This is a genomic window from Candidatus Colwellia aromaticivorans (assembly GCF_003333305.1).
Lineage (GTDB): Bacteria > Pseudomonadota > Gammaproteobacteria > Enterobacterales > Alteromonadaceae > Colwellia > Colwellia aromaticivorans.
Map to the genome: position 1 here is coordinate 1 of NZ_QOLD01000101.1, position 14,947 is coordinate 14,947.

Below are 14,947 nucleotides of genomic sequence, written 5' to 3' on the forward strand. Positions count from 1 at the left end.
TGGGATATTCTCCAATCTAAGATGAGGCGACATGCCTCAAAACTTAGTGTAGGAAAAAGTGAATGTGTTATAGGGGGAGACGGTGCTTGCCAAGGTCACCATTACCGCGGAGCGGTTTAGTTCAAAGTGGCAAGAGACGACATTTTAAATATGAACCACTACACTTAAGTTTGTTAAATAGTAAAGAACAACTCTGCCTGAAGCACTGTTATGTCATAATTTAAAGCAGGCTGTGGCCTACAGAGTCCTTGCTCGCTACAATTTCAACTTTTGTAAAAAATAGTTGCTTGTTGTTAAGGGCTGGGAGTCAACATAGTGTTCGCTAAAATTACGTATTGTCAATCAAACCGCTTGTCCGCAAGCCCAACCACTAGACCAACACCATTGAAAATTATAACCGCCAAGCCAGCCGGTAACATCGACTGCTTCACCAATAAAATATAAGCTTTTCGATTTTTTGGCTTCAAAGGTTTTAGAGGAAAGCTCATCGGTATTGATACCTCCCAAAGTTACTTCTGCGGTGCGGTAGCCTTCAGTGCCATTGGGCTTTATTTGCCAAGCGTGGATTTCACCAGCGATATTATCTATCTCGTCATGGTTTAACTGATTGATGGCTTTATCTGCGACTGTTGTCGCAATCGTTTCATCGTTAATTAATGCTTCAACAAAGCGTTTGGGAAATAAGGTGGCTAAGAGGTTTTTTAATGACTTTTGAGGTTGTTGTTCACGCCAGTTATTGATAATTTCGTTGAGATTGCTTTCAGGTAATAAATTGATAGTAACCGCTTCACCTGCTTGCCAAAAAGATGAAATTTGCAATATAGCAGGCCCGGATAGGCCGCGGTGTGTAAAAAGGATGTTTTCACGAAAACTTATACCCTTTTCACTGGTTACCTGACAGTCAATACTAATACCAGACAAACCCTCGAAGCGTTTTTTGTCATGATCATGTAAAGTGAAAGGTACTAAGGCCGCTATAGTGGGTAAAACATTGAGCCCGAATTGTTCTGCAATTTTATAACCAATAGGAGATGCGCCCAGTTTTGGCATGGTAAGCCCACCAGAGGCAATAACCAAAGATTGGCATTGATAATCTTTATCAGAGGTTTTTACAAGATAACCACGTTCTGAATCTTTACGCACTGAAAGTACTTCAGTACGAAGGTTAATAGACACGCCTGCCCAATCACACTCGGTAAGTAAAACATCAACTATGTCTTGAGCACTATCATCGCAAAACAATTGCCCTAAGGTTTTATGATGATAATTAACGCTATGTCTTTCTACGAGTTCAATAAAATCATCGGCAGAGAATCGACTTAAGGCTGATTTAACAAAATGCGGGTTTTGACAAATAAAGTGATTAGGTGTTGTGCCTTGGTTGGTAAAGTTACAACGGCCACCACCACTGATTAATACTTTTCTAGCGGGTTTTTTACCCATATCAACCACAACAACGCTTTTACCGCGATAGCCTGCTTGTGCTGCACACATTAATCCTGCCGCACCGGCACCAATTATTAATACGTCTGTTGTGATCACTGTTACACCTTAAGAATAAAACCCAAACTATAAAACTTATAAGTAAAGCTTCACGAAGAGGGTTGAAAATTTCGAGACTAGTATAATCTTTCTGTAATCATGCTTATACAAAAAAAGGGCTATAAAAGCCCTTTCTTTAGTTTACTAAGTTTAACCGTGTACTGCGCTGTTAAACGTTTATGCTGTTGTTTCTGTCATGATACTGCTTGAACCATTTTTTGCCATTTCTGCTAAATCTTTGTCAACAAAGAATAAAGCATGGCCGTCATGACCCACTAGATTAATTTTATCTAGAACGCTTTTAAATAGTGTTTCTTCTTCATGCTGCTCAGCGACATACCATTGTAGAAAATTAAAGGTTGAGTAGTCTTGGCTACTAAAAGCTTGATGAGCTAATCCGTTAATGTGTTCAGTAATCTCGCATTCATGCTTGTAGGTTTGTTCAAATACATCAGCTAAAGATTTAAATTCATGAGGAGCCGCCTCAATAGCTCCTAGTATAGGTAAAGCACCTGTTTCGCTAACATAGGTAAATAAACGCGTCATGTGATCCATTTCTTCTGCGGCATGTTTACGCATAAATTCAGCGGCGCCAGAAAATCCCTTTTCTTCACACCAAGCACTCATTTGCAAATAAAGATTAGATGAATAAAATTCTCGGTTAATTTGTTGATTTAATTGTTCTACCATTTCGTTTTTTAACATTGAGGTCTCTTTATTTTTGATTATCTATTTAGGATCTTGCCTTGGGTGATGACAATGTTCAAGTGTGCTTTGTTAGCGAGTATAAACGGTATAATTACTAGGGTGTTAGTTAAGTTTAACTGGTTTGCATAAATAACTTTTATCGTGTGTTGCCCGCGCGCAACTTTACATATATACCCAAGTGAATTCAAAGTGCAGGTTTTAGTTGGAATTAGAAACGTCTTTAGGCAAGGCATTGATTGAAGAGAATGGTTGTTCCATTGTTGAAATCAATAACGAAGCATAAAACGTTTCTAAACCAACCCTACGGGGACAACTGAGCAAACCATCTACTTCGTTGCATCCTTTTTTAAGGGAGTAACCATTAATAAAAAGATGCGCCTTGTATATGGCTCGCTCAGTTGTCCTAAAATCCGCTTTTTGAGTTCACTTGGGTATAAACCTAGGCTTACTGACGATATGTACCAACTCATGGATATTATGTTCAATATCTTTTTTTTCCATTTACATAATGCTTTTGCCATAAGTTAGTACCGCTAAAATTAAGTGTAGAGCTAAATTTTAGGAATTGCTTTATTTACATAAACATCAAAACGATTTTTTTTCATCTTGATACTTGTTGTCGGTGTTTGGTTATTTAGCGGAGGAGCATAGCTAGGACGTTTTACTACCACGCGATATTTAGCCAAAGCAAGTGCGGGTGCTAATAACGCATCAGCATCTAAGTCTTCACCCACTAATGATTGAAATACTCGCATTTCTTTTTTTACAGCGGCTGATTTATCACGATGTGGGTACATGGGATCAAGATAGACCACATCTACCTGATCGGTTAAAGCCATATTCTCAATAGATGAACCGTGAACTAACCGCATACGTTGCGCTATTTCACTTACCTCCGCATTGAGTTTAGCGCGTTCTAAGCCATCATCGAGTAGGGCAGCAACTACCGGCATACGTTCCATTAAGGTGACTTGGCAGCCAAGACTCGCTAATACAAAAGCATCACGGCCTAACCCTGCGGTAGCATCTAGTACATGCGGGGCGAAACCATGTTTTAGACCGATGGCTTTGGCAATGTCTTGGCCTCTACCACCACCAAATTTACGACGATGCGCCACTGCGCCGTCAACAAAGTCAACGTTAATACCGCTAAGCTTTGGTTCATCAAGTTTTATTAACTCAAGTACTTGATGGTTTAGTTGCAATAAAAAATCTAATGAGGCATTTTTGCGTGCTGATGCCATATCACCAATATAATTAAGGTGCCATTTTTTCGCGATAAGTTTACAGCGATCAGTGTCAATTGAATCACTATAGGCAACGGCAACATTTTGATGAAGAAGCTTAGTCATTAAACTTCCTCAAGTTGTACATAATTATCACCACTGGCAAAGGCAATTAAACGGCTTAGTTGAGTTAGGCTGTAACCCGACTCTTGCTGGTGTTGATTAAAAAAGGCCTGAATTGCAGTTAAGCTTTTTTTACTTTGTAAACCGCCATCAATTACCTTTTGTGCCCTAATGTAGGCTTCTACATCTGAGCTCAATATAAAGGTATCTTTGCCTAATAGCCTTAACGCGTAAGGCCCAGTATTACCACCAAGACGTTGCCCGTGCTTTTTCAAAAACGCCCATAAACCAATAATGTCACTGCTTGGCCATTCGGCAATAAATTGCGCAAAGCTGGTTTTATGTTCTATTTGATGATCGAACATCATTTGCGCATTTGCTTTAATGGTTTTTACCTTATTATAATTGCGAATAATATCAGGATTAGCTGCTTTTCTTTCAAGCATCTCTTCAGGCATCATTAGCACCTTTTCAATGTTAAAATTGAAAAAGCTTTCTTCAAAGTTAGGCCATTTATTTTCTACAACACGCCAGACAAACCCCGATTTAAAAATTTGTTTGGTAAATGCGGATAATAGGCGATCATCACTTAACGTTGCCACACCTTGTTGTGCAGCTTCATCGTTAAGTAATTTTTTACCGATAATTTTTTTACCAAGCAATAATTCTAATGCCTTTACGCCACCTTTTCGTTTCGCGGCGCGCTGATATAAATCACTAAATTTTTCCGTGGTATTTACAGTCATAAAATTAAGCTTCAATACCACAATGACGAAGTAAGGCTTCTATTTCAGGTGCTCTGCCACGGAAGTTTTTAAATAATTCACTTGGTTCTTCGCTACCGCCTTTCTCTAAAACATTGGTTAAAAAAGACTGACCCGTAGCTTGGTTGAAAATACCTTCTTGTTCAAATAAACCAAAGGCATCGGCTGATAATACTTCGGCCCATTTATAACTATAATAGCCCGCGGCATAACCACCACCAAAAATATGACTAAAACCATGTTGAAAGCGATTAAATTCTGGCGCTTTTACCACGGAATACTGTTCTCTCACTTGGTTTAGTACTTGTTGTATATGGTCTTCTTTGGCTTCTTTGGTATAGCTGGCGTGCATAGTAAAATCAAAAATGCTGAACTCTAATTGACGTAACATTTGCATGGCCGATTGAAAGTTTTTTGCTGCAAGCATTTTATCTAAAAGCGCCTGAGGTAATGATTCACCGGTTTCAAAATGGTTAGAAATAAATGCCAGCGCTTCTGGTTGCCAACACCAGTTTTCTAAAAATTGGCTCGGTAGTTCCACCGCATCCCAAGGAACGCCATTAATCCCAGAAACGGCACTCGCATCTATTTGCGTTAACATGTGGTGTAAGCCGTGACCAAACTCGTGAAATAAGGTGACTACTTCATCATGGGTAAATAGTGCCGGCGTATCGCCAACAGGGCCATTGAAATTACAGGTTAGGTAGGCAACAGGGTGTTGAATTTCACCTGTGCTAAGTTTAGCTCTACCAACACAATCATCCATCCAAGCACCGCCGCGTTTTTTCTCACGGGCGTATAAATCTAAATAGAAGCTGCCACGTAGTTGGCCATCAGCGCCAAAAACGTCATAAAATTTCACGTCATCATGCCAAACATCAACACCATCGCGACAGGTAATAGTTAAGCCAAATAAACGGTTCACAACAGAAAACAACCCTTCAACAACTTTATCTTTGGGGAAGTAAGGACGTAGTTCTTCATCTGAAATGGTATAACGGCTTTGTTTCAGTTTTTCGCTGTAGTAGGCTAAATCCCATGCCTGTAAAGTATCTTGTGAATACTCACTTTTGGCAAAATCGTTTAATTCTTGAAAGTCTTGTTCACCCTGATGTTTGGATTTAATCGCAAGGTTTTCTAAAAATTCCATTACTTCGCTGGTGGAGTTGGCCATTTTAGTGGCGAGAGAATGTTCAGCGTAGTTAGTAAAATCGAGCAATTGGGCTAATTCGTGACGAAGCGCTAAAAGTTCATTCATAATACCGCTATTGTCGAATTCCCCAGCATTTGGTCCTTGATCAGAAGCGCGAGTAACAAAAGCACGATGTAGTTTTTCACGTAATGCTTGATTGTCACAATACATCATTACCGGTAGGTAACTAGGTATGTCTAACGTGAAATTATAACCTTGTTGTTCTTTGCTTTTGGCTAGTGCTTGTGCTGCGGCTAAGGCACTGTCAGGTAAACCTGTTAAATCATTTTTATCGTTAATATTAATGCTAAACGCTTGTGTGGCATCAAGCACATTATTACTAAAGCTTGAGCTTAATTCTGATAAACGACTGACTATTTCTCCGTATCGTTTCTTGCTGTCATCATTTAGAGCGACGCCTGATAATTTGAAATCACGTAAAGCATTGGTAATAACTTTTTGTTGGTCAGTAGCTAAGCTAGAAAATTCACTGCTGTTTTTTAACTGTAGGTAAGCTTGATATAGTCCTTGGTGTTGGCCAACAAACGTGCTGTATTCTGACAGTATAGGTAAGCATGACTCATAAGCATCTCGTAATTCATCACTACTGATTACCGAGTTCATATGGGAAATTGGTGACCAAAGTTTGGATAATATGTCATCAACTTCATCAATAGGCATCACTAGATTTTGCCAAGTAAAAGTACTTTGTTCAGTTAATACTTGTTCAATTGTTTTTTTACAATCTGCGATCATTTGCTCTACTGCTGGTTTTACATGTTCGGGCTTTATTTTTGTGAATTCGGGTAAAGGTGAGTTTAGCAATAAAGGGTTAGTCATAATGGTTCAAATTTAATAAATGATAGTGTAGATGTGATGACAACAAAGGAAATATTCAAGGGTAATTACTTAACAGAGGCATTTTTTTTGCTATTTAATATTTTGTTTGATTTTGTAGCAACGTTATTAAAAACGTAATTATTCACCATACCCAGCGTGCACGTCATTCCGGTTGTGTCTTTGCCTACAGGACGTAGGGTCTAGCTTTGGTCTGGACACCAAAGCTGAAGCCGGAATCTGCCTGTTTTAAACAGTAGACTCCCGATTAAAACATCTCGGGAGTGACGATAGGTGAGTAGTTACTTAAAAATTTACTTAATATAGAAGTAACACAAAACGCATTATTTTCAGGAGTATTTATACAGTAAATCCATTGATGCTAAAACAATCTCGAAAGATCAACAGACCCTAATATTATTGAGTTAAAGGTAAATTAGTTAACGCTTCGCTTGATTGTATGGTTTTTTGTACCCACATAGTAAAGATAAAACTAAAGATAAAAATAGTTAACCCTAAGGATTCTCTAATGACACAACATTTTGATTATTTAGCCATTGGCGCTGGTAGTGGCGGTATTGCTTCGGCAAACAGAGCAGCAAAGCTTGGTAAAAAAGCAGCAGTAATTGAAGCCAAATACCTTGGTGGTACTTGTGTGAATGTTGGCTGTGTTCCCAAAAAAGCCATGTGGTACGCGGGGCAAATTAGCGACGCGCTTAAATATGCACATGACTATGGCTTTAAATTAGAGCAAAAAGGTTTTGACTGGAACCATTTAGTTAACAATCGTGAAGCGTATATAGAAAGAATTCATGGTGCCTATCAACGCGGTTTTGATGCGAACAATGTCACTGTTATTCAAGGGTTTGCTAAATTTATAGATAAAAATACGGTTGAGGTAGGTGGCACCTTATATACCGCAGATCATATTACTATTGCGACTGGTGGGCGTCCTTCTATCCCTGATATTGAAGGTGCTGAATTTGGCATTGACTCAGATGGTTTTTTTGCGCTGACCGAGCAACCTAAGTCAGTTGCTGTTATTGGTGCAGGTTATATTGCGGTAGAGCTAGCAGGTGTATTTTATGGGCTAGGCACACAAACGCATTTGTTGGTTAGAAATGAGAAACCACTCCGCACCTTTGATGATATGTTAAGTACCACATTAGTTGAACAAATGGCAAAGCATGGTCCAACCTTGCATAACCACAGTACGCCTGAACGCATTGAAAAATTAGCAGATGGAAACCTCGTAGTACATTTAACTAATGGTCAGTCGGTTGGCCCAGTTGAAAAATTAGTCTGGGCAATAGGTCGAGAGCCAGCTACTGATAATATTAATCTAGAACTGGCGGGTGTTGAGCTCAATGAACGAGGCTTTATTGTTACAGATAAATATCAAAATACCAATGTAGAGGGTATTTATGCAGTTGGTGACAATACTGGGCGTGCACAGTTAACACCAGTAGCTGTTGCTGCAGGTCGTCGTTTATGTGAACGCTTATTTAACAATAAACCAGATGAACATTTAGATTACTCAGGTATCGCGACAGTTGTCTTTAGCCACCCTGTAATTGGCACGGTAGGATTAACAGAGGGAGAAGCTGTTACGCAATATGGTGAAGACAATATTAGTGTTTATAATTCACAGTTCACGGCCCTTTATCAAGCCATTACTGAAGATTACCGAGATCCAACACGAATGAAGTTAATTTGTGCTGGCGTAGATGAAAAAGTTGTTGGGTTACATAGTATTGGTTTTGGTAGTGACGAACTACTACAAGGTTTTGCCGTTGCGATGAAAATGGGCGCGACGAAAGCTGATTTCGATAATACTATTGCTATTCATCCAACCTCTGCGGAAGAGTTTGTTACTATGACTTGATGGTGTAACAAGGAAATATTAATTCCTCCAGTTACGCCTGAATAAAAATTTTTGGCTAGCAACAAGGCAACTTGTTTCAATATTTATCGAAACAAGTTGCCTTCATTTTTATAACCAGCCTAAAACATCTTTTATACCAATTGAATCAATGCTTTGCCTCTAAGCCTTTTAATTCTCGCTAAATGGTGCGTTCATTAATTCAATTAATGGTATTATTACTACCAACGAGGTTATTTAGCTTTCGAATTTATACCTTAATCAATAACAATTAATTAATTGTAACGTTACTTTAAAATATGTTGAAAGTTATTGTAACTGGTTGACCGTCCGTTAAGGCGCGCCAGTGTTAGCTTATATTTTTTTGTTATTGTGAGCAGAAAAAAAGAGTTAAAAAGTTTTCATAATGTACTAGTAATAACGTGAAATTCTGATAGTCTCTTACCTCGTTATTTTTTGGGCTTTTTTTTTATACAATTAAAAAGTAACGATGATAAAATTTATTTATCCACAAAAATAAAAATAAAAAACATTATGCGACAAAAGTACTGGTTTCTTATTTTTTTCAATTAAATCATTTGTATAGCTTTAATTTTCAGAGTGGCAATGCTTTATATTCTGATTTTTCATTGTGTTTATCAACAAAGTTATCCACATTGTGCTAGTACCAATTGTCATAGTGCAGTAGAGCTAAAGCGTGCTTTGTGGCATGCTTACCCCATCTTATTGTTTAGACTCAATTCTTATGACAACTTTGCCAGAAAAATCTTTGCAAATTTCTTCAAAAATAAACCAACCACTTATTTTAGTTGATGGCTCATCTTATTTATTTCGCGCTTATCATGTGCCTTATCTGCAAGCATTATCTACTGCAAGTGGCCAATCTACTGGCGCAATTACTGGTGTATTGAATATGCTGGGTAGTTTGAAAAAAGACTACCCAAATGGCAATATCATCGCTATTTTCGATGCTAAAGGTAAAACCTTTCGCAATGATATGTATCCAGAATACAAAGCAAATCGTCCACCAATGCCGGATGATTTACGTACTCAAATTGCACCTTTACACGATATTATTAGTGCGATGGGTTTACCGCTTTTAGTTATTCCTGGGGTTGAGGCCGATGATGTTATTGGCACATTGGCAAAACAAGCAGATGAGCTTGGGATTGAAACGGTCATTTCTACCGGCGATAAAGACATGGCGCAGCTAGTAACGCCTCATGTTCGTTTGATTAATACCATGACAGATGTAGAGATGGACGTTGCGGGTGTTAGTGAAAAATTTGGTGTTCGACCTGATCAAATCATCGATTACCTTGCCTTGATGGGCGACAAAGTGGATAACATTCCAGGCGTAGTGAAGTGTGGCCCCAAAACAGCGGTTAAATGGTTAGCAGAACATGGCACATTAGATGAAGTGATTGCCAACGCGGACAAAGTGAAAGGAAAAATTGGTGAAAACCTACGTGATGCATTAGCACAATTACCGCTGTCTTATCAATTGGCGACCATTAAATGTGATGTTGAATTAGCGCAAACTGCGGCAGAATTAGCGCCCAATGAACCAGACACTGATGCATTAAGATTGCTTTATCAAGAGTTTGAACTGAAACGTTTGTTAGCTGGTTTAGATAAAGGTAGCAGCGGTGAACAAACAACGAGTACGTCTAAGGTAAAAGCGAAGGTTAGTGTAGCTGAATCGATGGGTATTGAGGTTGCTACAGTAGAAGTCGCTGAAAGTGAATACGATATAATATTCGACAAAGAAGTGTTTACTAACTGGTTAGATAAATTAAAAACCAGTGATGCTTTTGCCTTTGATACTGAAACTACGAGTATCAATTATATGAAAGCCGAACTTGTCGGTTTATCATTTGCCGTAGAAGTGGGCAAGGCTGCTTATGTACCGCTGACTCATGATTACGTCGGCGCACCCGAGCAACTCGACCGAGACTGGGTATTGGCACAATTAAAGCCATTATTAGAAAGTACTAGTATTAAAAAAGTTGGCCAAAATTTAAAGTACGATGCCAATGTATTAAGTCATTATGATATTAAATTGCAAGGTGTTGCTTTTGATACCATGATTGAATCTTATTGTTATAACAGTGTTGCTACGCGCCATAATATGGATGCGTTAGCGCTTAAATATCTTGATTATAAAACGGTTCATTTTGAGGATATTGCCGGTAAAGGGGCAAAGCAATTAACCTTTAATCAAATAGAGATTGAAAAGGCAGGTCAATACGCCGCAGAAGATGCAGATATAACCCTACGTTTACACCAAGCTATTTTTCCTGCACTTGAGCAGTTACCTGAGCAGCTTAGTGTTTATAACGATATTGAAATACCGTTAATGCCAGTATTGGCACAAATGGAGCAAACAGGGGTGTTGATTGATTGCGATATACTCGATCAGCAAAGCCAAAGTATCGGCCAGCGATTAGACGAATTAGAAATTGAAGCCCATAATATTGCCGGAAAAAGTTTTAACCTTAGCTCTCCTAAACAATTACAACAAATATTGTTTGAAGAGTTAAAAATTCCTGTTATTAAAAAAACCCCCAAAGGTGCCCCTTCTACTGCCGAAGAAGTGTTACAAGAGCTGGCGCTTGATTATCCATTGCCAAAAGTGATTCTAGAAAACCGCGGTTTGAGTAAGTTAAAATCAACCTATACAGATAAATTACCTTTAATGGTTAGCCCTAAAACAGGACGAGTACATACTTCTTATCATCAGGCAGTAACCGCGACCGGGCGTTTATCATCAACCGATCCAAACTTACAAAATATTCCAATTCGTTCTGAGCAAGGCCGTAAAATACGCCGCGCTTTTATCGCCCCTAAAGATCATAAAATTGTAGCCATTGATTACTCACAAATAGAATTGCGGATCATGGCGCACTTATCTAATGATAAAGGTTTAGTGACAGCGTTTAGTGAGGGTAAAGATGTTCATCGTGCTACAGCCGCTGAAATTTTTGCCGTTGAACTGGATGAAGTAACTACAGATCAACGACGTAGCGCTAAAGCGATTAACTTTGGGTTGATCTACGGCATGTCAGCATTCGGTCTAGCTAAGCAATTGAATATTGGTCGTCATCAAGCACAAGAGTATCAAGATAAATACTTTGAACGCTACCCTGGCGTATTAACGTATATGGAAGAGACTCGCCAACAAGCGAGTGAACAAGGTTTTGTAGAAACGTTATATGGTCGTCGATTATATTTACCAGACATTAATGCTAAAAATGGACTGCGTAAAAAAGCAGCAGAACGTGCCGCTATTAATGCTCCTATGCAAGGTACAGCGGCAGATATCATTAAAAAAGCTATGTTAGCCGTTGCGGCTTGGTTATCTGAACAAAATGATGATCGCATTAAAATGACCATGCAAGTACACGATGAATTAATTTTTGAAATCCATCAAGATATTGTGGAAGAAACTACGGCTAAATTAGTTGAGCTGATGAATAATGCGGTTGAATTAAGTGTGCCGTTAATTGCTGAAGCAGGGATAGGGGATAACTGGGAAGAAGCGCATTAGGTTTTAAGTTAGGCTTTAATTTGAAAGTTTATAGTGCAAAGTAAGTTCTTATCTATTACACAGTAACTATTCCTATTGTGTTGTGTGTTCCATGTTTTTACTGCCAACCTGTTTCAGGTTGGCAGATTTTTTGTTTTTATAACTTTGAAAATAAAACTATAAGCATGAAGCTATGCGTTTGAGTAGCGCTCTTTATTACCAAGCCAACGTTGAATAAGTGCTTGAGCGCATTCAGGGTTTTGGCGTGATAATAAATAAGCTTTTTGTTTAATGTCAGGAATAAGGTAACCATCGCGGACTAAATCGGCAATTTTCAATTCTGCTAAACCCGTTTGACGGGTACCGAGTAATTCGCCGGGGCCTCTGATTTCTAAATCTTTTTCAGCAATAACAAAACCGTCATTACTTTCTCTCAATACCGCTAAACGCTTAGTGGCAGTTTTTGACAGTGGCGCTTTGTATAATAATACACAATGTGACGCGACTGAGCCTCTACCCACACGGCCGCGTAATTGATGTAGTTGCGCTAAGCCTAAACGTTCAGGATTTTCTATTACCATTAAGCTGGCATTGGGTACATCAACGCCCACTTCAATCACGGTGGTTGCAATAAGCAGGTGGATTTCACCCGCTTTAAAGCGAGTCATAATCTCTTGTTTTTCTGCCGCTTTCATTCGTCCATGAACAAGGCCTATTTTTAGCTCAGGTAGTTGTGCTTGCAAATGTAATGCAGTGTCTTCTGCTGCTTGGCATTGTAATACTTCCGACTCTTCAATTAACGTGCAAACCCAATACGCTTGACGGTTGTCATTGGTACAACCTTCTCTAATACGCTCAATAACATTTTCGCGACGAGCATCGGGTAGGGCAACCGTATTGATTGGTGTTCGTCCGGGCGGTAGTTCATCAATAACCGAAGTGTCTAAATCAGCATATGCGGTCATGGCTAAAGTGCGAGGAATAGGCGTGGCAGTCATAATTAATTGATGTGGGTAATTATCATCAAAAACGCCTTTTTCTCGTAGTGATAGCCGTTGATGAACACCAAATTTGTGTTGCTCATCAATAATAACTAAAACTAACTTGTTAAATTCAACATCAGCTTGAAACAATGCATGGGTACCGACAACCATTTGCATTTCGCCACTGGCCATTTTTTCGAGTGCTAAACGACGCGCTTTGGCTTTGGTTTTTCCGGCGAGCCAACCAACGCTTATATTAAGTGGAGTAAACCAATTAGCAAAATTAATGGCGTGTTGTTCGGCTAATATTTCTGTTGGCGCCATTAGCGCCACTTGATAACCTTGACTGATGGCTGTTAATGCAGCTAGGGCTGCTACGAGGGTTTTACCTGAGCCAACATCACCTTGGACTAAGCGCATCATGGGTTGAGATTTAGCTAAGTCAGTTTTTATTTCTTTTACTACGCGCGCTTGTGCTTTAGTAGGCGAAAAAGGTAGCGCGTTTAAAAAGGAGCCTTCAGCGGAATAAGAGCCTTCAGCGGAATAAGAGTCTTTAGTGGAATAAGAGCCCTCAATTGCTTGTTCAAGGGTTAATGAAACAGCATGATGAACATCACTACTTTGTCTGAGTTTAAGCATACTTAAATTATGAGCAATTAACTCTTCTTTGATCAAACGTAATTGCGCAGGGTGTTTACCAAGCTCAAGTTGACTAGTCGAAGCATCGGGCGGAGGCCTATGAATTATTGCTAATGCTTGTGCTAGTGAATAATGCTCGTCGAATAAATGGCTAGGTAATAACTCTTCCACTTGTCCACGTTGAAGTCGAATAAGTGCTTGATCGGTTAGGTTACGCAGTGAAATTTGTTTTAAACCATCAGTAGTGGGGTAAACCGGTGTTAAGGTTTCTTCCATTGGCGTCAAAGCACGATCATCGTCTAAAGAACGGTATTCAGGGTGCACTATTTGAAAGCCGTTTGGACCGCGTTTTATTTCGCCATAACAACGAATAGTTTGTCCGACACTTAAGCTGTTTTTTTGACTAGCCGAGAAGCTGAAAAAACATAATTGTACATTGCCAGTACCATCATTTACGTTGACTACCATCATCCGGCGTTTACCATGGGTAAGCTGATTGCTGGTTATTTCGCCGATGATATTAGTATGTGTACCCACAAGGCAGTCTCGAATAGTGGATACGCGGGTTCTGTCTTCATAGCGAAGTGGTAAATGAAATAATAAATCTTGCACAGACAATAAACTCAATTTTTCTAGTCTTTTTGCCATACTTGGGCCAACACCTTTGAGTGTTGTTAGGGCGACTTGAGAGAGTTTGGTCAATGCTTCCATGATGATTTTTGGTTTAAAACCGTTCTTGGTAATTAATCATCAAGGTGCTGCCAAGCTTTTTTATTCATTTGCATTTTTTGCCACCATATTTCTTCAGCAACAATTTGTCCTTCTTCATCTATAATCGGATAAGGTAAGCCCTTGCGCTGACAAGCTTCGGCAAAAATAGGATGACCACCCTCAAATAAAACACGCTGTCGGCGTTCGTGACTCAGCTTGGGTTTATCATACATACCGGCTAATTGTCGTTGGCGCTGTGCTTCGTATAACACCACTGAACAGGCAACTGAAACATTAAGCGATTGCACCATGCCAACCATAGGAACAACAATATCTTGATCTGCTAATGCTAAGGCAACATCGGAAGTGCCAAATTTCTCTTGTCCCAAGATAATAGCCGTGGGCTTAGTGTAATCAATTTCACGAAAGTCGACAGCAGTATCAGATAAGTTCGTCACCAATATTTGCATGCCTTGCGCTTTCATGGCGGCAATTGCATCAGCCGTTTTATGATAATTATGAACATCAATCCAGTTTTGGCTTCCTGCAGCGCTACCGCCACGGACTTCTGCTTCTTCACTTTTCCATACGGCATGTACATCACTAACGCCAATAGCATCACAAGTGCGCACTACTGCAGCTAAATTATGGCTTTTATGTAAACCTTCCATACACACGGTAAGATCTGGCTGGCGCTTATCAAGCATGGTATTGATGCGTTTTAGTCTTTTTGGAGTCATAGTTTTGTTATTAGTAAAGTTAATATTTTAGTAACTATTCACCTATCGTCACTCCCGAGGTCTTTAAATCG

9 protein-coding genes are annotated in these 14,947 nt (G+C 39.3%); 2 read left to right on the forward strand and 7 right to left on the reverse strand.

Annotated features, from left to right (window positions below):
• Nucleotides 1-342: 342 nt before the first annotated feature.
• From DWA31_RS16805 to prlC, 5 genes are all read right to left on the reverse strand, one after another.
• Nucleotides 343-1,542, reverse strand: a complete 1,200-nt coding sequence (locus DWA31_RS16805) for a BaiN/RdsA family NAD(P)/FAD-dependent oxidoreductase (protein WP_114327724.1) — start codon at nucleotides 1,540-1,542, stop codon at nucleotides 343-345.
• A gap of 177 nt (nucleotides 1,543-1,719) precedes the next feature.
• Entirely contained in the window at nucleotides 1,720-2,247 is a 528-nt protein-coding gene (ftnA, locus tag DWA31_RS16810) for a non-heme ferritin (protein ID WP_114327725.1), read from the reverse strand.
• 554 nt (nucleotides 2,248-2,801) lie between these two features.
• On the reverse strand, nucleotides 2,802-3,494 hold the full coding sequence (locus DWA31_RS16820; protein ID WP_245942662.1) for a class I SAM-dependent methyltransferase: 693 nt from the start codon (nucleotides 3,492-3,494) through the stop codon (nucleotides 2,802-2,804).
• Nucleotides 3,495-3,601: 107 nt separating this feature from the next.
• Entirely contained in the window at nucleotides 3,602-4,345 is a 744-nt protein-coding gene (locus DWA31_RS16825) for a DNA-3-methyladenine glycosylase I (protein WP_114327728.1), read from the reverse strand.
• A gap of 4 nt (nucleotides 4,346-4,349) precedes the next feature.
• Nucleotides 4,350-6,395 (reverse strand): oligopeptidase A, encoded by a 2,046-nt coding sequence (gene prlC, locus DWA31_RS16830; protein WP_114327729.1) that lies wholly within the window; start codon nucleotides 6,393-6,395, stop codon nucleotides 4,350-4,352.
• Nucleotides 6,396-6,921: 526 nt separating this feature from the next.
• On the opposite strand from prlC, the gene gorA reads away from it, so the two are divergent.
• Nucleotides 6,922-8,277, forward strand: a complete 1,356-nt coding sequence (gene gorA, locus DWA31_RS16835) for a glutathione-disulfide reductase (RefSeq protein WP_114327730.1) — start codon at nucleotides 6,922-6,924, stop codon at nucleotides 8,275-8,277.
• A 742-nt stretch (nucleotides 8,278-9,019) separates the two neighbouring features.
• Nucleotides 9,020-11,824 carry a DNA polymerase I gene (gene polA, locus DWA31_RS16840; protein WP_114327762.1) on the forward strand — a complete coding sequence of 935 codons (2,805 nt, stop codon included), beginning with the start codon at nucleotides 9,020-9,022 and terminating at the stop codon, nucleotides 11,822-11,824.
• A gap of 170 nt (nucleotides 11,825-11,994) precedes the next feature.
• Here the strand turns inward: polA and recG are convergent, their stop codons facing one another.
• On the reverse strand, nucleotides 11,995-14,136 hold the full coding sequence (gene recG, locus DWA31_RS16845) for an ATP-dependent DNA helicase RecG (RefSeq protein WP_114327731.1): 2,142 nt from the start codon (nucleotides 14,134-14,136) through the stop codon (nucleotides 11,995-11,997).
• Nucleotides 14,137-14,168: 32 nt separating this feature from the next.
• Entirely contained in the window at nucleotides 14,169-14,876 is a 708-nt protein-coding gene (gene trmH, locus DWA31_RS16850) for a tRNA (guanosine(18)-2'-O)-methyltransferase TrmH (protein ID WP_114327732.1), read from the reverse strand.
• Nucleotides 14,877-14,947 lie beyond the last annotated feature (71 nt).

Coding starts and splice junctions, on each gene's coding strand:
- DWA31_RS16820 (WP_245942662.1), bottom strand. CDS start 3,494: ATGGCATCAGCACGCAAAAATGCCTCATTAGATTTTTTATTGCAACTA.
- gorA (WP_114327730.1), top strand. CDS start 6,922: ATGACACAACATTTTGATTATTTAGCCATTGGCGCTGGTAGTGGCGGT.
- polA (WP_114327762.1), top strand. CDS start 9,020: ATGACAACTTTGCCAGAAAAATCTTTGCAAATTTCTTCAAAAATAAAC.
- prlC (WP_114327729.1), bottom strand. CDS start 6,395: ATGACTAACCCTTTATTGCTAAACTCACCTTTACCCGAATTCACAAAA.
- trmH (WP_114327732.1), bottom strand. CDS start 14,876: ATGACTCCAAAAAGACTAAAACGCATCAATACCATGCTTGATAAGCGC.
- ftnA (WP_114327725.1), bottom strand. CDS start 2,247: ATGTTAAAAAACGAAATGGTAGAACAATTAAATCAACAAATTAACCGA.
- recG (WP_114327731.1), bottom strand. CDS start 14,136: ATGGAAGCATTGACCAAACTCTCTCAAGTCGCCCTAACAACACTCAAA.
- DWA31_RS16825 (WP_114327728.1), bottom strand. CDS start 4,345: ATGACTGTAAATACCACGGAAAAATTTAGTGATTTATATCAGCGCGCC.